Here is a 17,882-nt window from a genome sequence, read left to right on the forward strand (position 1 = left end):
CAAATTTTGTTTGAAAAACAAATTCCAGATTTGGTATTAATAAAGTTAGATGAATTTTTAAGCCAGGCAAGTATTACAATTCCTAAAAGACCTGTTGTTATATTTGAAAGTAGGTCGTTGCAGGAATTTAACAAAATTACAGGAATGCCTTATAGCATTGGAGGAGTATATTTTGATTTTAAGATAATTTTGCAACCGATAAATATCTTGACGAAAAAAGGAGTATATGAGAAAGTATTACTTCATGAGTTATTGCATTGGGTATTATATGGTTTAGATGAAAAATACCAGGAAGGTTTGATATATTGGTGGTTGAGAGAATATGATAGAAAAGAAGTTGAAGATTTTCTTAATGTTTTTGATGGCAATTTGCACAACTTTATTATTTCCCATTGGAATGAATGAAGGATTTTCAAAGCTTGCATTAGACTTGAATGATAGTTTAAATTTTAGACTCTGGTTTGTCTCGATTGCCCTTGACAACGTAGATAATGAGCACCCCTCGTTCAAAACAAAAGATTGTGCTGGTTTTGTATTTTATTCATTAAAAGAGGCATTAAAAAAGCATGACATGAACTGGATAAAAAAAACAGGATACAGGGGGCCGATTTTTGAGGATGTTAAAAAATACAACTATCCTGATACTCCACTTTCAGTTAATATCTTTTTTGACGGAAAAGATTTTGTGCCGTATGTTACAGCTTACAATCTTTTAATGTATAACGTTGAATTTGTTTCTTTTGAAAAAAAGCATGCAAAAGTTGGCGACCTAGTTTTCTTTTTTCACCCAGAAGATCCAGACTTTCCATTTCATGTAATGATTTATACAACAAATGGTTTTGTTTACCATACAGGACCAGGTGGAGAGATAAGATATGTAAGGTTTGAAGATATGATGCTTGGGGATATGACATGGCGGCCAATAAGGCTTAATAAGGCGTTTTTGGGATATTTTAGGCTAAAATTTTTAAATGATTGATTGTAAAAAAAGAGTGATGCGAATGCATCACTCTTTTAGATATTTGTTAAACCAATTTGTTATTTCTCTTAGGCGTGTTATTCTGTTTTTTGGTTTTCCACTTCTGCTAAGATCGTGATTTTCGCCTTTTAAAATAACAAGACGACTTTCAACTCCAAAATATTTGAGAGAAGTAAACATTTGAATTGCTTCTGCAATCCAGCATCTATAATCTTCATCTGAGTGAATGAAAAGTGTAGGAGTTTTAACTTTATCTGCATATTTCATAGGAGAATGCCACCAGAGCTTTTCAAAATTGTCCCATGGGGTAGCTGATTGCTGATCTGCTACAAAGTAGTAACCTATGTCTGTTGTTGCAAATTTAGATATCCAATTAGAAATACTTCTTTGAGATACAGCAGCTTTGAATTTATCTGTATGACCTATTATCCAATTTGTCATAAACCCACCGTATGAACCACCAGTTACTCCTAACCTTTCTTTATCGATAAATGGATATCTTTTTAATGCTTCATCTACAAAGCTCATTAGATCTTCATAGTCTACTGTGCCGTATTTGCCTCTAATATCTGCAAATTTATTGCCTCTTCCGTCGCTTCCTCTTGGGTTTGTAAACATAACTACATAGCCTTCACTTGCCCATATTTGCATTTCGTGAAAGAAAACTTCTCCATATACAGTCTTTGGACCACCATGAATATCTAATATTGCAGGATATTTTTTTCCTTCTTCAAAATCTACTGGTTTAATAATCCAACCTTCTAGTTCAATTCCATCTTTGTTAGTGAATGTAAACTTTTCTGGTTTTGATATTTTTCTTTCATTTACAAGCCGTTCATTAAAGAACGTTACTTGTTTTTCTGCTTTTTCAAGCTTGTATATTTCTTGCAATTTAAAATTTTTTAGGCCAATGAAATAAATTTCTCCATTTTTTACGTCAAATCCATCGATTGAGCCACCATTTACTGTAAGTTTTTCTATTTTACCAGTTTTATCTATTCTATTTAAGTAGGAACTACTATATTCAGTGGTTACAAAATAAAGGTAATTTTCGTCGACAGCAGCATTATTGTAACTACCATATCTGCAATCTGAACCGACACTGTTTCTTATACTTAAATCAAAATTAGGAGTTAATAATGTGACTTTTTTTGATTTTGGATCAAGAAGATAAAATTTTGGATTTTCATTTACTCCAAAATTTTTCATGTCACTTCCAGCAAATATAATTGAATCATCTAAAAAGTAAGCGTATGCATATCTAAATGGATCATCATGAGTTAGCTTTTCTTTTCCTTTGGTTTCTAGGTTATATATAAACAAGTCTGAGCGTATCTCCATTTTATCTTTATATTCATTTGAAATAAATAATATATTTTTTCCATTTTTTGCAATATCAAAATGTGAAACATTTTCATACTCTCCAGATATTGGAATAATTTCTTTATTTTTTAAATTGAAAAGATATAACCTGGTTCTTTTTTTGTTTGTAAAACCTGCACCATTAGACCAAAATGGTATTTCATCTAAGATAATGTAATCTTTGTCGTTGTCATATATATTATATTCACCAAGAATTACAAAATTTTCACTGTCGAGCTTTTTAATTTTTTTAACAATTAGTGGTATTTCAAAATATTTTTCAGCTTCTCCTCCATCAACGCTTATTTTATAAAATGAAGAAAATTTTTCTCCATTTTGCTTTCTCTGCTTTTCATCATCTTCTCGAATACTTTGAAAGAGTATTGTTTTGTTATCTAGCCATATAAAATTGCTTTCGTTTCCGTATGTTGTTAGCTTTTTTAATTTGCTATCCGTTGTATGAAGAAGCCAAATATTTGATGTATAGTTGTTTTTTTCTTCATTTGCTTTGCTTACTACAAAGGCAAGATACTTTCCATCATCTGATAATGAAATCCCTGACAAAAAATTAAAATTAAATAAATCTTCAATTTTTATTTTTTCCATTTTTTCACCTCCGTTTATATTATACATCTTTTTAGTTAGTTTTGCGAATTAATGTATATAAAAAATCCCCCATCCAAAAAAGGATGGGGGATATAGATAAATGTTATATTACTTTTTTTGAGATTTTGCAGCGATACCAAGTGCCCAGAAAAGCCCACCGAACAAGACAACACCTGCTAAAATTAAGAATATAATAGCACTTACACTCATGATTAGTTTCCTCCTTCCGTAAGATCAATTTCTACTTTTTTGTAATAATCTTTATCTTTTGGAGGAATCTTTGAAAGTATAATTGCAATTATTGGGGTTATAATAAGCATTGAAAATCCGGTCCACAATGCCCATGATGGATAATCACCGTATGGTTTTTTAAGTTCATCAAAGAAATTGAGCCCTAAAATTATAATTAGTACAGCAGGTATAAGGAACTTTATTGAGAAATTAAACCATTTTCCAATTTTAATTTCAGAGACTTCATTGATGTATTTTCTAAGTTTTTCTGCACCAAACAACCAACCTATTATTATTGATTCCAAAATTCCAGCAATTAAAAGTCCATAAACGCTTACAAAGTGGTCGATGATGTCAAGCCAGTAAAGTCCTCCTTGTGTTGAGAACAAAAGGCCTGCTAGGAATCCAAAGATTGAAAAGCCTATCAAAAATGCCTTTTTATTTACCTTAAATTTGTCTGATGCAGCAGCTTCGACTGCTTCGACAAGGGAAAATGCAGAGTCAATACCTAGTGTTAAAAGCATTAAGAAGAATAAAAGACCGATAATTGATTGTACAACAACTCCACCTGGGAAGAGAGAAATAGCTTGTGGATAAACTACAAATGCAAGGCCTATTCCACCACTGACTACTTTATCAACTGGAACGGATAACTGAGTTGCCATATAGCCAAGAACAGAAAATACTGCAATACCTGCAAGGTAAGATGTTGCACTATTTCCAAGAGCGGTTATAATAGCGTTGTTTGCAATATCTTCTTCTTTTTTGTTATAACTACCATATGCGATCATGATTCCAAATGCAAGACTCAAGGTGAAGAATATCTGGCCAAATGCATTTGCCCAAACTCTTGGATCAGCAAGTTTTGCAAAGTTTGGTTCAAACAAGAAATTCAATCCTTTTGCAGCACCATCTAACGTGATTCCCCTGATTCCAAGGATTAAAAGAAGTACAACTGGAAGTGGTACTGTCCATGCAACTGTTTTTCCGACTGAAGTTGTACCTTTTCTTAGTATAAAGTATATCCATAGCCAGGTTAGAGCAAGACCAATAACAATTGGCCATCTAATTGAACCAAGCTCACCAGGTCCACTTGAAACTTGTAAAAATTTTCCAAAGAAGAAACCATTTGGATCATCTTTCCAGGCAACTCCAAAGGAGTAGTAAAGATAGTTGAAAATATAAGCCATAATGACGTTATAGTAGAAAGTAATGATTGCACCGCCAATAACGGCAAACCAACCAATGAACTCTGCGTTCTTTCTTATTATTGCCATTGACTTTGGAGCACTACTTTGAAGCCCTTGACCGATTGCAAATTCGGCCATAAGTAGTGGAATACCTACCAAAAATAGAGCAATAAAATATGGAACATAGAAAGCACCACCACCGTTTGAATATGCCATGTAAGGGAATCTCCAAGCATTACCAAGACCAGCAGCTGACCCTACTGCCGCAAGAACAAAAGCCCATCTAGATCCCCACTTTTGCCTAGCCACCATATCCCCTCCTCTCAAAAATGTAATGCTTGGTTAATATTATATCAAAAAACATAAAAGTTAGTCAAATAAAATTTACTTTGTTAATTTAAAAACAATACAGGCAATTTAAACGTAACAAAAGGCGGGTAAGGAGGGAGGTTACTTCTTTAGCTTCTTTTTTTCATTCTTCATAGTGTATAACCTTTTATCTGCAACACTGTATGCTTTATCAAAGTTAAAATTGTTGGAAATACCATATGAAAAATCTAATTTTAGTTTCTTAATTGAATTTTTCCTGATCCTATTAACCAATTGTTCTGGATTTTCTGTGTCAGTAACTATGGCAAATTCATCGCCGCCAAGTCTTATAACATAATCTGTTGATCTTGTGTTTTCTTTTAAAATATCTGCAAATTCTTTTAAAATTTTATCTCCAAATTGATGGCCGAGGGTGTCGTTTAATTCTTTAAAATTGTCTAAATCTATTAAAATTAATTTTCCCTTGTTTGGGATGTTTTCAATTATATTGCGATTAAAAAGTTGTGTCATAGGATCTACGAATGTAAGATCCTTGAGGTTTTCTTTTTCTTTTACAATCTCTTCAAACTTTTTTATTAAAATTAAGCTTATTCCAGTTCTAAAGATTACAATACCATATGGAAGCATAATTTCACTGGATGCTTTTGTAAAAAGAAGATATATTGTTTGCAAAATTGATAAAATAAGAAAGTTTGTGCTAAAATAAAATATTTTAAGTTTGTTTTTGTATACCAAATAAAAAATAGAAGAAGATAGAATTATTATGTAAACATTTAAAATACTACTTAAAAGATTGAATGAACTTAAAGAATTAAATGCAAAGAAAATGGACAATAATATAAGTGTTGGAAGAAGAAAGATTTTTTTGTTTTTGTTTAAAAGCGAACTAAAGCCTATAACGTTAAAGCATTGGGCAAGTACCGCAGAAGATATAAAGATTTTTCTAAAGAATATAAATGTTGAGATATCTCCTGAATAAGCTCTAAATTGAAAATCAAATAGCATTAAAAATGTAAAAATTGAAGAAAGACCGGTGTAGAAAATAGATTTTTCGATATTTTTTTCAAATTTTAAAGAGGACAATATTAGAATTATTCCAACAATAAATGTTATACCTTGTGAAAAGATATAAAAATCTTGTCTGAATACTTTAATTAATGTTGCATGGAGGTTAGCAGCTTTTTGGTCAGTCAAAACTGGAGTATAATGTATGCCGATATCGTAAACTCCAAATAAAATGACTTTTAAATTTACCTTTTTATTGTAAAATTTTTCTGGGATCTTTACAACAATTGCTTTGGGCCATAGGTTTCCAGAAACTGTTCCAAGCTCAAATATTTCATCATTTTCTACAAGAATTTTAATCTTGCTTGCGGAAACCTTTCCAAAAAAGAGATAACTATAAAACTTGTCAACTTTAATAGTAGTTGACAAAGTAATTGTTGAAGGTTTGCTAAGTGTAGTATATGGTAGGTTAATATCGTTTAATGGGATACCGTCTACTTTGACTAATTGGTTTAGAAACAGGAATAATAGTATAAATATAAGAATAGAGAAGCCGAGTTTTTTCATTTTTTCCCCCACATATATTTTAATAAAAAAATAATATTTTAATCAAAATTATATTATCATTATTATAGAAAAATGGCAACTATTATGTAAAGATTTTCATTGTAATTTTGAATATTCTAGGAGAATGGTTCCTTTTTCATTTAAAATATTAGTTGAAATTAACTTGAATTGTTGATATGGAAAAGAAAGTTTTTCTGCATTTTCAAGAGTAATTGGTTCAATTGTAATATAAATTTTATCAATATATGGAAAAAATTGCTTGAAAACTGATTTACCACCAATAACTGCAGCTTCATTAATTTTATTTTTTTCCAAAAATCTTATTACTTGAATTGGTGATTCATTTAAAAAAATAAGATTTTCTGAATTTTTGTAATTTTTACTTGTAAGAACAATATTTAAGCGGTCTTTTAGAGGAAAACCAATACTTTCGTACGTTTTTCGCCCCATTATTACTGTTCCGATCTTTGTTGTAAGTTCTCTAAAGTGCGCTTTATCTTCTTTAGATCCCCACTCTATTTTATCGTATTCAGAAATGGCAAAACCTCCAAATATGTCTGTAACAACAATCATAGATAAATGCATATTAATTCCCCCTTTTTTTTGTCATTTTTTTAATTTTAACATAATTTGTTATATAATATGAATATAGAAATGAGGTGAAAACATGTCGGATTTAATTGTCAAATTATATGATTTAGATTTTAGTTACGATTTATCAGAAAATATTCTTATAAAAAGACCTATTGGTCCTGAAAAGATTCATGTTGTCGAGTGGACTTTAAAAAATTTTGGAAAACTTTGGGCAAGTGAAGTTGATGTCGCGTTTTCAAACAATCCAATATCCGTTTTTATTGCATATGAAAAAGAAAGTAAAGATATTGTTGGTTTTGCATGCTATGACACGACATCAAGAGGTTTTTTTGGACCAACCGGTGTTTTAAAAGAATATAGAAAGAAAGGTATTGGTAAAGCTTTGCTTTTAAGAGCGTTACAGGATATGCTTAATGTAGGATATGCATACGCTATAATTGGAGATGCGGGACCTGTTGAATATTATAAGAAAGCAGTTGGAGCAATTGAAATTCCAGATTCTAGTCCAGGAGTATATAAAGATTTGTTAGATAAATAAAAAGGAGTAAAAAAATGATATATTTTGTTTTTATTTTAGCATTTTTTTTGCTAATTTTATTTCTCTATTTTTGGAGAAACTTAAAAGTTTTGAAAAAAGTCGGTTGTTTTGATTTTTCATGCAAAAAGGCTTTTGAAAAGAATTTTTTGTATAGAGTGTATAAGATTTTTAATAAATATGACGATAAAGATGATACTATAGATACTTTAAAGGAAATATTTGAGTTTATAGTTGAGATTTTAGAAGCTCAAGCTTGGTCTCTTCTTTTAACTCCAAAAGAAAAAATGTGGAGATTTATTGTTTGGAACTATAATTTGGATGATAAACCACTTGAGATTTTGGGAGAATTTTTACAAAATAATACACCGTATAATCTCAGCCAAATTATTTCCAAAAAACGCTATTACTTTATTTCTGATGTTTTGAAAACTAAGTATTGGAAAGAAGTTAAAGGTATAGATACAAGATCGTGGTGCGGTATTCCATTAGTTTATAACGGAGAGGTCTATGCAATATTAAATGTTGATTGGTATAGAAAGAAAAGACTGAAAAAGATTGATAAAATTCTTTTTGATATAATCACTGAAGAATTATCAAAACCAATTTTGAATATTTTAAGAGTTAAAGAAAGATTAGAAGAAAAAAATATTGATTTATTGACAGGTTTATACAATAGAGCAGTTTTAGATTATATTGATAACAGTAAGTATAATTATTTGATTTTTTTGGATTTGGATAATTTTAAAGAAGTTAATGATAGTTTTGGGCATCTTGTTGGCGATGAAGTATTAAGAATAATTTCAAGGAGATTAAAAAATACAGTAAAAAGTGATGATCTAATAATAAGGTATGGCGGAGATGAGTTTATAATATTAGTAAATTCAACTAGAGAAGGTCTAGAAAAATTAATTCAAAGAATTAAAGAACATGTATCAAGAAATATTAATGTAGAAGATAAAGATGTGAATGTTGGGGTATCAATTGGCTACTGTATGTTGGATAAAGGGTTTGAAGATGCTATTAGAATAGCAGATGAAATGATGTACAAAGATAAAAACAAAAATTAAAGAATAATTTACTTTTGTAGTTTTGTAGAAACTTGACAGAACATAAAGTATATGGTATTATTTTAATCGGCTTGTGACGGTTGACCTGGTAGCTCAGCAGGTAGAGCACCTGACTTTTAATCAGGGGGCCGCGGGTTCGAATCCCGCCCGGGTCACCAGAGGGGCGAGAGTGGCGGAATTGGCAGACGCGCTGGACTTAGAATCCAGTGGGCTCGCGCCCGTGTGGGTTCAAGTCCCACCTCTCGCACCAAGAAGAAAGTATGCGGGTGTAGCTCAGTGGTAGAGCGCCTGCTTGCCAAGCAGGAGGTCGCGGGTTCAAATCCCGTCGCCCGCTCCAAGGTAAAAGATAAATATTAATGTATAAAAAATGCTCCATCTTGGGTGGAGCATTTTTTTTTGCATAGTAAAAAAATTATATAAAGATACTAAAATAATCATTTTTGGCGAAGATCTTTAATTTAATAAAAAATCTCCCTTTCAAAGTTGAAAGGGAGATTTTATTACTTTATTGTGTTAATGTTGCAGGATCAACTTTTATACCAGGTCCCATTGTTGTTGAAAGGACAACTTTCTTTATAAAGTTACCTTTAACTCCTGCTGGTTTTAAATTCAATATTTGCTCGTATGCTGACTTTATATTTTCTTTTAACTTTTCGTTGTCAAATGATGCTTTACCAACTGGAATATGTAAGTTTCCTGTTTTATCGGTTCTGACTTCCATTCTACCTTTTTTGAATTCTTTAACTGCTGAAGCAACATCATTTGTGACTGTGCCAGCTTTAGGATTTGGCATTAAGCCTCTTGGACCAAGAATTTTACCTAGTTTACCTATTACTCTCATCATATCTGGTGTTGCTATTGCAACGTCAAAATCCAAGAAGTTTTCTTTTTGTATCTTTTCAGCTAAATCTTCTGCTCCAACATAATCTGCGCCTGCTGCTTTTGCTTCTTCAGCCTTTTCACCAGTTGCAAATACCAAAACCTTAACTTCTTTACCAGTACCATGTGGCAATGAAATAGTACTTCTAATTTGTTGGTCAGATTTTCTGTAATCGATGTTTGTTTTTATGTGTAGTTCAACTGTTTCATCAAATTTAGCTGTTGCAACTTTTTTAGCAAGATCGATTGCTTCGTTTAAGTCATAGTCTTTGTTTCTGTCTACAAGTTTTCTTACCTCATTATACCTTTTGGAGTGCTTCGGCATTTTGCCTCCTCCTTCCTAAAATTTATTAGTCTACAACCTCAATTCCCATACTTTTTGCGGTTCCTTCAATTATCTTCATGGCCGCTTCAATATCATTTGCATTTAAATCTTTCATTTTGATTTCTGCAATTTCTTTAATTTGGTCTCTTGTAACTTTTCCTACCATTTTTCTCTTTGGTTCTTGAGAACCAGAGTTTAATTTTGCTGCTTTTTTCAACAAGAATGATGCTGGTGGTGTTTTTGTAATAAATGTAAATGACCTATCTTCGTATACTGTGATAATTACTGGAATTATCATACCTGCTTTATCAGCAGTCGCTGCGTTAAACTTCTTACAGAATTCCATTAAGTTTACACCACGTTGACCTAATGCAGGACCAACTGGTGGTGCAGGAGTAGCTTTTCCTGCTTCAAGTTGCAATCTTACCTGTGCAACTACCTTTTTTGCCATAATACAACCTCCTTCTTGTGGTTATAGGGTTAACCCTCCCACTTGGTAACAAGTATATCAAACTTTTTCAACTTCACTGGTATGAACAGTGACTGGTGTCTCTCTACCAAAAATGGTAACAGAAACTTTCAATTCATTGTGCTCAGGGTTAATTTCTTTTACGCTACCAACAAAACCTTCAAATGGTCCTGAAACAATTTTTACAGAGTCTCCTACTTCGAAATCAAATTCAATCTTTATTTCCTTTTCTTTTTCTACCTGTGGTGTTTCTTCAACACCAGCAAGTCTCAATAGAACTTTTGCTTCTTTATCATTAATTGGAATTGGTCTACCGCCTGAGGAAACAAAATCTATAATTCCAGGAACGGTTCTAACAAAATGCCAAAATTCGTCATTCATGATCATTTCAACAAAGAGATAACCCGGGAAAAGCTTTCTAACCTTTACTTTTTGAACCTTTATTTCTTTTTTTGTTGGAAAATCTATGATTTCAATTCTCCCAGAACTTTTTGCGGTAACCTTTTTTGGCTCAGCTAGTATCTGCCCAGTTTTTACCTGTGTTCCTTTCTTAATGGTAGAAACAAATGTTTCATTTGGAACAACATATACATCTATTTCACTAATTGAATTTCTTACAACAATTCTTTTCATATTTTCGGTTTGAATAATTTTTCCATCTATTTCACAAATAATTTCTTCATCACTGGAAAGTGGCATTCCTTGCTTTACGTGTCCACCAATTTTAAGTCCTGTAATTGGTTTATTTTTCTGAGGAATAACATATGTTTTGGTAAATTTCTTATCTTCAGTTTCTATAACAACCTTTTTGGCATTTCTTACATCAGTTACAATGCCATCTCTTCTAACCCTTATAGCTGGCTCTTCAGCTAAAACGTCACCTTTTTTAACTAAAGTACCATTTGATACAAGAATTTTAGCATTTAAGGAGACGATGTGTCTTTCAGATGATTTTGAAGAAGCATCAATAACAACTTCTTCGGGTAAAAGTACCCTAGAAATAACATGCTCAAGTCCTTGAGCTTTTATTTTCGCTTCCAAATTCTCTTTGGCGGTAGCTTCATACCCCGCCAATGTTTGTAAAATATACCATCTTTTTTTCATTTATACCACCTCAAAAATTAAAAAAACTTAAATAAAGCACTCAATGCGCCTGAGAAAATCAAGTCAAGAGCAAAGAAGTAAACACCGGTAACCAACAAAATAACCAGAACAACACCTGTTGCTCCCCAAAGCTCTTTTCTATTTGGCCAATGTGTCTTTTTAATTTCAGTCTTTACTTCTCTAAAAAATTTTTTTAATTTTTCCATCTGGCATCTCCCCCATAAAAAAATTTGGCAGGGGCGGCAGGACTTGAACCCGCAACACCCGATTTTGGAGACCGGTGCTCTGCCAGTTGAGCTACGCCCCTGCGTTTTTATGCTTTAGTCTCTACATGCTTCGTGTGTTTATTACATTTTGGACAATATTTTCTAAGTTCTAACTTTTCCTTCTTGTTTTTTTCTCGAGTCGTATAATAATTTTTATTTCCACATTCAGAACATTTCAAAGCGACTTGCATTCTCATCGTCTTCCCTCCTATTAAAAAAATCTGGTGGTGAGGGAAGGATTCGAACCTTCGAAGGCATTCTGCCAGCGGATTTACAGTCCGCCCCCTTTGGCCGCTCGGGCACCTCACCACCTATACTTGGAGCCAGCGGAGGGACTCGAACCCTCAACCTATTGATTACAAATCAATCGCTCTGCCAATTGAGCTACGCTGGCTCGCTGCGGTTTCTATTATACCTTATATCAAAGAACCTGTCAATACTTTACATAGGGTAAAAGTGCCATTTGTCTTGCTCTCTTAATTGCAATTTTAACCATTCTTTGGTGTTTTGCACAATTTCCGGTAATTCTTCTTGGAATTATCTTTTCTTTTTCTGTTAAAAATTCTCTTAGAAGTTTGACATCTTTGTAGTCAACATATTCTACCTTTGATTGGCATAACTTACATACTTTTGGTTTTCTCTTTCTTCTATATCTCATTTATATTACCTCCTTTTTTCAAAGATCAAAATGGCGGTTCATCATTATCATTGTTATCAAACAACTCGTCATATTCAATTTCATTTTCAGCTTCCGGTACTATTGGAACATCATCTTTCTTGTCCATAAACGTAACTTGATCTGCCCAAATTTCTGGAGTAGTCCTGTTTTGTCCGTCACTTGTCTGCCATCTATTTATTCTTAGTTTTCCTTCAACAAGGACTAGTCTACCTTTGGTCAAATAATTTTGAACGAATTCCGCTAATCTGCTGAATGTAACTATTCTTATAAAATCTACTTCATCATTGTCCCTTCTGTTGCTTCTATTTACTGCTATTGTAAATGTCGCAACTATTGTCCCATTTATTGTTTGTTTAACTTCTGGATCCCTCGTCAGCCGCCCAACCAGGACGACCTTATTATAGTTCACTCTTCCACCTTCTCGGTATTTTCAACCGTCTCCACTTTTTTTGCTGTTTTTCTTTCTTTCTTTTCTAGGTCGATTCTTCTAAATGTTTGCCATCTTAAAAATTCTGGTCTGACTTTAAAATACATTTCAAGCTCGTTAAGATTTTCTCCAGTTGCCCTGAAATATACCACCGTGTAATCTGCTTCGTTGTATTTCTTAAGTGGATATGCTGTTTTTCTTATTCCCCATCTGTCTACATTGTCTATTTGTGCATTTAACTTTTCTTTCAAAAATTCTACAACACCGTTTGCAATTTTTTCTCTTTCTTCTTCTGCAATGTCTGGTTTGATGATAAACATTGTTTCGTATATTCTCATTCTTGCACCTCCTCCCTCGGTCTTTTGGTCCCACCTTTTTTAGATGGAACGGGTTTTCAGAATAAAAGGGAGCTATTGCTCCCTTCTGGTGGGCTCGGGAGGAATCGAACCCCCGACCATCCGGTTATGAGCCGGACGCTCTGCCAACTGAGCTACGAGCCCACTTTACTTTGGAGGCGACGGTGGGATTTGAACCCACGAATAGGGATTTTGCAGACCCCCGCCTTTGACCGCTTGGCCACGTCGCCTCGCAAGTCAGATTTTAACATAATATATTTCTTCTGTCAATAAGTCTTTTATTAAAAGAATGTTAAATATATACATTTTATAATTTATGATATAATTTCTTTGGTGAATAAAATGAAAGAGAACAAAAAATTTGATTTTATAATTTTAATTTCGGTTATATTTTTAATTGTTTTTGGACTTTTGAATTTATATAGCGTATCTAAATATTTGGTTGTTAAACAATTTTTCTGGGACTTGCTGGCAATAGGAGCAGCAATTTTTATTTATTTTCTTAAAGAAAATTTGATTAAGAAATTAGTGATACCTTTATATATAATTTCTGTAGTTTTACTGGCTGCTGTGTTGATTTTTGGAACTAGGATATATGGTTCTATAAGATGGTTTAGATTTTTTGGACTTTCTTTTCAACCTTCAGAACTTTCAAAATTATCGTTAATACTTATGCTATCAATTATCTTTGTAAAAAAAGATTTAAGATCTTTGTTTTTCTCGATTCTTGTTTTAGCAGTTCCAGTATTTTTGATATTAAGGGAACCGGATTTAGGAATGTCGGTGTTACATATCTTTGTATGGTTTACAATGCTTTTGTTTTCAGGGGTATCTTTTAAGTATATCCTACCTATAGTTGGAAGTGGAATAGGTGCTATTCCAATAATATACTTTTTCTTTTTGAAAGACTATCAGCGCGCAAGGATATTATCGTTTTTAAACCCAGAAAAATATGCACAAGGAGCTGCCTACAATGTTATAATGTCGAAAAATGCAGTTGGTTCTGGCGGACTTCTTGGAAGAGGGTATTTAATTTCTCCGGCTGTAAATGGTAAATATGTTCCAAAAATGGAAACAGATTTTATTTTTTCGGCAATTGGCGAACAATTTGGATTTTTAGGAAGTATACTAGTCCTTGCAGCATATCTAGTTATTATAATTAGAGCGTTTAGTAAGATGAAAGATTTTAAAGACGATTTTTGGAGACTTGTTTCTGTCGGAATTCTATCAGCATTTGTATTTCATGTTTTTGAAAATATTGGAATGAATATAGGTATAATGCCAGTAACAGGAATTCCGCTTCCATTTTTAAGCTATGGTGGAACATCGACATTTATATTTGGGATTATGATTGGTTTTCTTTTTAAGTCTTTAGCACTTGTTGATAAATCAAGGAAGGTGATTTTATGATTCACAAAAGAAGACGGGAGCGTATTTGGCCTTATGTTTTAGTATTTGGGGTAATAATACTTTTTATAATCACAGTCTTTTTTGCTTTTGGTAATTTTTTCAGGTATAGAAAAATTTTAGATGAGTATAATTCTTTGAAAAAATTTGTTGAGAACAAATTAAATGGTTACGAAGTTAAACTAAAAGATCTTGAAAGCAAATTTGGACCAAACTCGGTTTTGGATAAATACATACTTTCGGTTAATTATTTAAAAAATTTTGGAGCTGATCTAGAATACATTTTAAATAATATTGAAGATGAGCCAGGAACTGGATATTTCATGGTTTTTGTAGTTGGCAATGAACCTAGCTGGGTTACGGTTAAAGATGACAAAAAGACGTATTTTTCAAGAGAAATTTACCCTGGACTTTCAAAGTATAAGTTTTATTACTTTAAAAGTCCAAAGATTATGACGGATTACGATATAATAGTTCCACCAGATGCTGATATTGTTGTAGGAAAGGCTGGCAAAGTATATCTTTTATTTTATGGTGTAGGCTCATCATTTCACCCAACAAAGATTGTTCATATAGAGGATATGAAGGTAGATAATTTGATGAAAACATTTAGTTTATATGTTCCTGGAAGATAAAGGAGGAGATATACGGTGTATTTGCAAGATGTGATAAAAAAATTAGATGAGTTTTGGGCTCAAAATGGCTGTTTTATAGACCTACCATATGATATGGAAATGGGTGCAGGAACATTCCATACATCAACCTTTTTTGGAGTCTTAAGAAGCAGAGATTGGAGAGTTGCATTTGTTCAACCAAGTAGAAGGCCAACAGATGGAAGGTATGGGGAAAATCCGAATAGAATGCAAAGATTTTTGCAGTATCAGGTGATTATAAAGCCAAACCCTGAAAATTCTCAGGAACTTTATTTAAAATCACTAGAAGCATTGGGAATTAATCCTAGAGAGCATGATATAAGATTTGTTGAGGATAACTGGGAATCACCTACACTTGGTGCGTGGGGTGTTGGTTGGGAAGTTTGGCTCGATGGAATGGAAATTACACAGTTTACTTATTTTCAACAAGTTGGAGGCATATCTTTGAAAAAGATACCACTTGAAATTACATACGGTTTAGAAAGAATAGCAATGTATCTTCAAGGTGTAGATAACGTTTATGATGTTATGTGGAATAAGGATGTAAAATATGGGGAGCTCTTTTTAGAAAACGAAAAACAATTTTCAATTTATAACTTTGAAATGGCTGATGTTGAAAAGTTATTTAAATTATACGAATTATACAGGGAAGAGTTTAATAGATTGATAGAAAATAATCTATTTCTTCCAGCATATGAGCAATTAGTCAAGTGTTCTCATACCTTTAACCTTCTTGATGCAAGAAATGCAATTAGTGTTGCACAAAGACAGAATTATATTAGAGATATAAGAAGTATGGCTATGCAATGTGCAAAAAGATTTTTAGAAATTGAGGAAGGTGAAAATTAATGGCTGAGTACATTTTTGAAATAGGTGTTGAAGAACTTCCAACCACAGAAGTTGAGAACATATTGGTTCAATTGAATGAAAAGATTTCAAAACTTTTGGAAGATGAAGGCTTATCATATGGTGAATTGAAAGTTTTTTATGCTCCAAGGCGTTTTGGATTTTATATAAAAGATCTCGATGAAAAACAAGGTGATAAAATTGTCCAAAAGAGGGGGCCTTCTGTAAATATTGCATATGATGAAAACAAGCAGGCTACAAGAGCGCTTGAAGGTTTCTTAAAATCAAATGGGGCTTCTTTAGAAGATATTGTAATAAAAGATAACTATGTATATATAGAAAAAAAGATAGAAGGAAAAAGTTCAGACGTTATTTTGAAAGAAAACATTCCAAGTATTATTTCAAAATTAAGTTTTAGAAAACCGATGAGGTGGGGTAATGGAACTTATTCTTTTGTTAGAATTCCTCACTGGATTTTGTCATTATATAATGGAAAAGTTTTGGATTTTGAAATTTTTGATTTAAAAGCGGACAATAAGACGTTTGGTCATAGATTTGTTAAAGACGAGCCTATAGAAATATATGGAATAGATGATTATTTTAAAAAGCTCAAAGATACAAATGTTATTGCTCTACACGATGAGAGAAAAAAAGTGGTAGAAGATATTCTTTCAAATTACAGTGTTTTAAAAGATGAAGATTTAATAGATGAAGTAGTAACACTTTGTGAGTATCCACAAGTAGTTGAGGGAAGTTTTTCTAAAGAGTATTTAAAATTGCCTGAGGAATTAATTACTACAACTATTAAACATCACCAGAGGTCATTTACAGTATATGAGGGTGAAAAGATAACCAATAAATTTCTTTCATTTATTGACTCACCAACTGGTAATATAGATATTATAAAGAAAGGTTACGAGAAAGTTGTAAATGCAAGATTGGAAGATGCAAGGTATTACTATGAAAAAGATTTGAAAATACCATTGGAGAAATTTAATGAATCTTTAAAGGATATAATTTTCCAGAAGGATCTTGGAACTTTAATGGATAAAGTTGAAAGAATTGAAAAAATTTCAGAAAAGTTGTGCGATGATTTAAGCATTGGATATTCAGATAAGGTAAGGATTTTAAGAATAGCCCATCTTTGTAAGGCAGATATTGCATCGAATGTTGTGTATGAATTTCCTGAGCTTCAAGGAACTATGGGAAGAATATATGCACTAAAAGATGGAGAAGATTATAAAGTTGCAATTGGAATAGAAGAACACTATAAAGATGTTCCAGAAAGTTTAACAGGTGCAGTTGTCGCAATAGCTGATAGAATTGATACTATTGTAGGAAACTTTTTAGTAGGAAATATTCCAACTGGTTCAAAAGATCCATTTGGACTTAGGAAAAAAACTGATACCATATTTGAAATTATAGTCAAATATAGTTTCAATATTGACCTTGAAAATCTTTCAAAGTTTGCTGCAAGTTTATTTTCAAAAGATATTCCAAATGAACTTATTGAATTTTTTGAAACAAGGTATGAGTTATTTAATCAAAATACAAGGTACGATATAGCAAGGGCTGTAAGAAGATTTTGGAAAAAACCATTGTATGGAAGACTTGTATCAGAATCGTTGATTGACATTGTAGAACAAGAAGAATTTCAACACCTTCTTACAGGATTTGAACGTGTGCATAACATTTCCAGCAAATTTGATTCATATGAATTTGATAGTACAAAGTTCCTAGATGAAGCAGAAAAAGAGTTATTTAATAAGTATATAGAGCAAAAGCCAAAGATACTTGAGGCAATAGATAATCTAAACATCGATATAGCCTTAAAGTACTTGATTGAATTAAGGCCATATATAGATAATTACTTTGATAATGTTTTTGTTATGACAAAGCAAGATGATATTAGAATGAATAGACTTGCATTTTTAAAGAATCTAGACAATCTCTTTTTAAAACTTGGAGATTTGAACCTTATAGAGAAAAAATGATATAATAA

At 32.3% G+C, this 17,882-nt stretch carries 21 protein-coding genes and 8 tRNA genes; 11 read left to right on the forward strand and 18 right to left on the reverse strand.

What is annotated here, in order from left to right; translation table 11 throughout:
- Positions 1-6 precede the first annotated feature (6 nt).
- Together OB7_RS07410 and OB7_RS07415 are read left to right on the forward strand one after the other, a co-directional pair.
- The gene (locus tag OB7_RS07410; RefSeq protein ID WP_170128453.1) at positions 7-405 is read left to right on the forward strand and encodes a hypothetical protein; all 399 of its coding nucleotides are present in this window, start codon (positions 7-9) and stop codon (positions 403-405) included.
- A complete protein-coding gene (locus tag OB7_RS07415; protein ID WP_232618081.1) occupies positions 323-979 on the forward strand; it encodes a DUF1175 domain-containing protein in 657 nt (218 codons plus the stop codon). The genes OB7_RS07410 and OB7_RS07415 overlap by 83 nt, the downstream gene beginning before the upstream one ends.
- A 27-nt stretch (positions 980-1,006) precedes the next feature.
- Here the strand turns inward: OB7_RS07415 and OB7_RS07420 are convergent, their stop codons facing one another.
- The 5 genes from OB7_RS07420 to OB7_RS07440 form a co-directional block, all read right to left on the reverse strand.
- Complete coding sequence (locus OB7_RS07420; RefSeq protein ID WP_114702918.1) at positions 1,007-2,947, reverse strand: S9 family peptidase; 1,941 nt, start codon at positions 2,945-2,947, stop codon at positions 1,007-1,009.
- 108 nt (positions 2,948-3,055) lie between these two features.
- The gene (locus OB7_RS07425; protein WP_114702919.1) at positions 3,056-3,157 is read right to left on the reverse strand and encodes a MetS family NSS transporter small subunit; all 102 of its coding nucleotides are present in this window, start codon (positions 3,155-3,157) and stop codon (positions 3,056-3,058) included.
- A gap of 2 nt (positions 3,158-3,159) precedes the next feature.
- Positions 3,160-4,677 carry a sodium-dependent transporter gene (locus OB7_RS07430; protein WP_012579690.1) on the reverse strand — a complete coding sequence of 506 codons (1,518 nt, stop codon included), beginning with the start codon at positions 4,675-4,677 and terminating at the stop codon, positions 3,160-3,162.
- 141 nt (positions 4,678-4,818) lie between these two features.
- Complete coding sequence (locus tag OB7_RS07435; RefSeq protein ID WP_114702920.1) at positions 4,819-6,270, reverse strand: GGDEF domain-containing protein; 1,452 nt, start codon at positions 6,268-6,270, stop codon at positions 4,819-4,821.
- Between the two features lie 96 nt (positions 6,271-6,366).
- Positions 6,367-6,855 (reverse strand): dihydrofolate reductase, encoded by a 489-nt coding sequence (locus OB7_RS07440; protein WP_114702921.1) that lies wholly within the window; start codon positions 6,853-6,855, stop codon positions 6,367-6,369.
- Positions 6,856-6,937: 82 nt separating this feature from the next.
- On the opposite strand from OB7_RS07440, the gene OB7_RS07445 reads away from it, so the two are divergent.
- From OB7_RS07445 to OB7_RS07465, 5 genes are all read left to right on the forward strand, one after another.
- The gene (locus tag OB7_RS07445; protein ID WP_114702922.1) at positions 6,938-7,402 is read left to right on the forward strand and encodes a GNAT family N-acetyltransferase; all 465 of its coding nucleotides are present in this window, start codon (positions 6,938-6,940) and stop codon (positions 7,400-7,402) included.
- Positions 7,403-7,416: 14 nt separating this feature from the next.
- Positions 7,417-8,469, forward strand: a complete 1,053-nt coding sequence (locus OB7_RS07450) for a sensor domain-containing diguanylate cyclase (protein WP_114702923.1) — start codon at positions 7,417-7,419, stop codon at positions 8,467-8,469.
- A gap of 82 nt (positions 8,470-8,551) precedes the next feature.
- A tRNA-Lys gene (locus OB7_RS07455) sits at positions 8,552-8,627 on the forward strand.
- Between the two features lie 5 nt (positions 8,628-8,632).
- A tRNA-Leu gene (locus OB7_RS07460) sits at positions 8,633-8,719 on the forward strand.
- Between the two features lie 12 nt (positions 8,720-8,731).
- Positions 8,732-8,806 (forward strand) — tRNA-Gly (locus OB7_RS07465).
- A 168-nt stretch (positions 8,807-8,974) separates the two neighbouring features.
- Here the strand turns inward: OB7_RS07465 and rplA are convergent.
- From rplA to OB7_RS07530, 13 genes are all read right to left on the reverse strand, one after another.
- The gene (rplA, locus tag OB7_RS07470) at positions 8,975-9,673 is read right to left on the reverse strand and encodes a 50S ribosomal protein L1 (RefSeq protein WP_114702924.1); all 699 of its coding nucleotides are present in this window, start codon (positions 9,671-9,673) and stop codon (positions 8,975-8,977) included.
- A gap of 25 nt (positions 9,674-9,698) precedes the next feature.
- A complete protein-coding gene (gene rplK / locus OB7_RS07475) occupies positions 9,699-10,124 on the reverse strand; it encodes a 50S ribosomal protein L11 (protein ID WP_004104446.1) in 426 nt (141 codons plus the stop codon).
- 57 nt (positions 10,125-10,181) lie between these two features.
- Positions 10,182-11,246 (reverse strand): transcription termination/antitermination NusG family protein, encoded by a 1,065-nt coding sequence (locus tag OB7_RS07480; RefSeq protein ID WP_114702925.1) that lies wholly within the window; start codon positions 11,244-11,246, stop codon positions 10,182-10,184.
- 17 nt (positions 11,247-11,263) lie between these two features.
- Positions 11,264-11,452: a preprotein translocase subunit SecE gene (gene secE / locus OB7_RS07485; protein ID WP_012579694.1), complete on the reverse strand. Its 189-nt coding sequence runs from the start codon at positions 11,450-11,452 to the stop codon at positions 11,264-11,266.
- A gap of 25 nt (positions 11,453-11,477) precedes the next feature.
- Positions 11,478-11,553: transfer RNA gene (locus tag OB7_RS07490), tRNA-Trp, on the reverse strand.
- Between the two features lie 6 nt (positions 11,554-11,559).
- A complete protein-coding gene (rpmG, locus tag OB7_RS07495) occupies positions 11,560-11,709 on the reverse strand; it encodes a 50S ribosomal protein L33 (RefSeq protein ID WP_041427184.1) in 150 nt (49 codons plus the stop codon).
- 25 nt (positions 11,710-11,734) lie between these two features.
- Positions 11,735-11,821: transfer RNA gene (locus tag OB7_RS07500), tRNA-Tyr, on the reverse strand.
- 9 nt (positions 11,822-11,830) lie between these two features.
- Positions 11,831-11,906 (reverse strand) — tRNA-Thr (locus OB7_RS07505).
- A gap of 39 nt (positions 11,907-11,945) precedes the next feature.
- A complete protein-coding gene (gene rpsR, locus OB7_RS07510) occupies positions 11,946-12,170 on the reverse strand; it encodes a 30S ribosomal protein S18 (RefSeq protein WP_114702926.1) in 225 nt (74 codons plus the stop codon).
- 25 nt (positions 12,171-12,195) lie between these two features.
- Positions 12,196-12,600 carry a single-stranded DNA-binding protein gene (locus tag OB7_RS07515; RefSeq protein ID WP_114702927.1) on the reverse strand — a complete coding sequence of 135 codons (405 nt, stop codon included), beginning with the start codon at positions 12,598-12,600 and terminating at the stop codon, positions 12,196-12,198.
- Complete coding sequence (gene rpsF / locus OB7_RS07520) at positions 12,597-12,956, reverse strand: 30S ribosomal protein S6 (RefSeq protein WP_004104467.1); 360 nt, start codon at positions 12,954-12,956, stop codon at positions 12,597-12,599. The genes OB7_RS07515 and rpsF overlap by 4 nt, the downstream gene beginning before the upstream one ends.
- A gap of 86 nt (positions 12,957-13,042) precedes the next feature.
- Positions 13,043-13,118: transfer RNA gene (locus tag OB7_RS07525), tRNA-Met, on the reverse strand.
- A gap of 9 nt (positions 13,119-13,127) precedes the next feature.
- Positions 13,128-13,204: transfer RNA gene (locus OB7_RS07530), tRNA-Cys, on the reverse strand.
- A 112-nt stretch (positions 13,205-13,316) separates the two neighbouring features.
- On the opposite strand from OB7_RS07530, the gene OB7_RS07535 reads away from it, so the two are divergent.
- Genes OB7_RS07535 through glyS form a run of 4 tightly spaced genes read left to right on the forward strand, consistent with a single transcriptional unit; the run spans position 13,317 to position 17,874 of the window.
- Positions 13,317-14,384, forward strand: a complete 1,068-nt coding sequence (locus tag OB7_RS07535; protein WP_114702928.1) for an FtsW/RodA/SpoVE family cell cycle protein — start codon at positions 13,317-13,319, stop codon at positions 14,382-14,384.
- Positions 14,381-15,016: a hypothetical protein gene (locus OB7_RS07540; RefSeq protein WP_114702929.1), complete on the forward strand. Its 636-nt coding sequence runs from the start codon at positions 14,381-14,383 to the stop codon at positions 15,014-15,016. Before OB7_RS07535 ends, OB7_RS07540 begins: the two co-directional genes overlap by 4 nt.
- Positions 15,017-15,031: 15 nt before the next feature.
- Positions 15,032-15,883, forward strand: coding sequence for a glycine--tRNA ligase subunit alpha (locus OB7_RS07545; RefSeq protein ID WP_114702930.1), 852 nt, complete (start codon positions 15,032-15,034; stop codon positions 15,881-15,883).
- Positions 15,883-17,874, forward strand: a complete 1,992-nt coding sequence (glyS, locus tag OB7_RS07550; RefSeq protein ID WP_114702931.1) for a glycine--tRNA ligase subunit beta — start codon at positions 15,883-15,885, stop codon at positions 17,872-17,874. The genes OB7_RS07545 and glyS overlap by 1 nt, the downstream gene beginning before the upstream one ends.
- The last annotated feature ends 8 nt before the right edge of the window (positions 17,875-17,882 follow it).

It is taken from the genome of Thermosipho africanus Ob7, assembly GCF_003351105.1.
In the GTDB taxonomy this organism is placed as follows: domain Bacteria; phylum Thermotogota; class Thermotogae; order Thermotogales; family Fervidobacteriaceae; genus Thermosipho; species Thermosipho africanus.

Excerpts from the sequence above, each read along its gene's own strand:
- OB7_RS07425 (WP_114702919.1), bottom strand. The coding sequence starts at position 3,157 with ATGAGTGTAAGTGCTATTATATTCTTAATTTTAGCAGGTGTTGTCTTG.
- OB7_RS07535 (WP_114702928.1), top strand. The coding sequence starts at position 13,317 with ATGAAAGAGAACAAAAAATTTGATTTTATAATTTTAATTTCGGTTATA.
- OB7_RS07415 (WP_232618081.1), top strand. The coding sequence starts at position 323 with ATGATAGAAAAGAAGTTGAAGATTTTCTTAATGTTTTTGATGGCAATT.
- secE (WP_012579694.1), bottom strand. The coding sequence starts at position 11,452 with ATGGAAAAATTAAAAAAATTTTTTAGAGAAGTAAAGACTGAAATTAAA.
- glyS (WP_114702931.1), top strand. The coding sequence starts at position 15,883 with ATGGCTGAGTACATTTTTGAAATAGGTGTTGAAGAACTTCCAACCACA.
- rplK (WP_004104446.1), bottom strand. The coding sequence starts at position 10,124 with ATGGCAAAAAAGGTAGTTGCACAGGTAAGATTGCAACTTGAAGCAGGA.
- OB7_RS07445 (WP_114702922.1), top strand. The coding sequence starts at position 6,938 with ATGTCGGATTTAATTGTCAAATTATATGATTTAGATTTTAGTTACGAT.
- OB7_RS07440 (WP_114702921.1), bottom strand. The coding sequence starts at position 6,855 with ATGCATTTATCTATGATTGTTGTTACAGACATATTTGGAGGTTTTGCC.
- OB7_RS07540 (WP_114702929.1), top strand. The coding sequence starts at position 14,381 with ATGATTCACAAAAGAAGACGGGAGCGTATTTGGCCTTATGTTTTAGTA.
- OB7_RS07450 (WP_114702923.1), top strand. The coding sequence starts at position 7,417 with ATGATATATTTTGTTTTTATTTTAGCATTTTTTTTGCTAATTTTATTT.
- OB7_RS07480 (WP_114702925.1), bottom strand. The coding sequence starts at position 11,246 with ATGAAAAAAAGATGGTATATTTTACAAACATTGGCGGGGTATGAAGCT.
- rpmG (WP_041427184.1), bottom strand. The coding sequence starts at position 11,709 with ATGAGAATGCAAGTCGCTTTGAAATGTTCTGAATGTGGAAATAAAAAT.
- OB7_RS07420 (WP_114702918.1), bottom strand. The coding sequence starts at position 2,947 with ATGGAAAAAATAAAAATTGAAGATTTATTTAATTTTAATTTTTTGTCA.
- rplA (WP_114702924.1), bottom strand. The coding sequence starts at position 9,673 with ATGCCGAAGCACTCCAAAAGGTATAATGAGGTAAGAAAACTTGTAGAC.
- OB7_RS07435 (WP_114702920.1), bottom strand. The coding sequence starts at position 6,270 with ATGAAAAAACTCGGCTTCTCTATTCTTATATTTATACTATTATTCCTG.
- rpsF (WP_004104467.1), bottom strand. The coding sequence starts at position 12,956 with ATGAGAATATACGAAACAATGTTTATCATCAAACCAGACATTGCAGAA.
- rpsR (WP_114702926.1), bottom strand. The coding sequence starts at position 12,170 with ATGAGATATAGAAGAAAGAGAAAACCAAAAGTATGTAAGTTATGCCAA.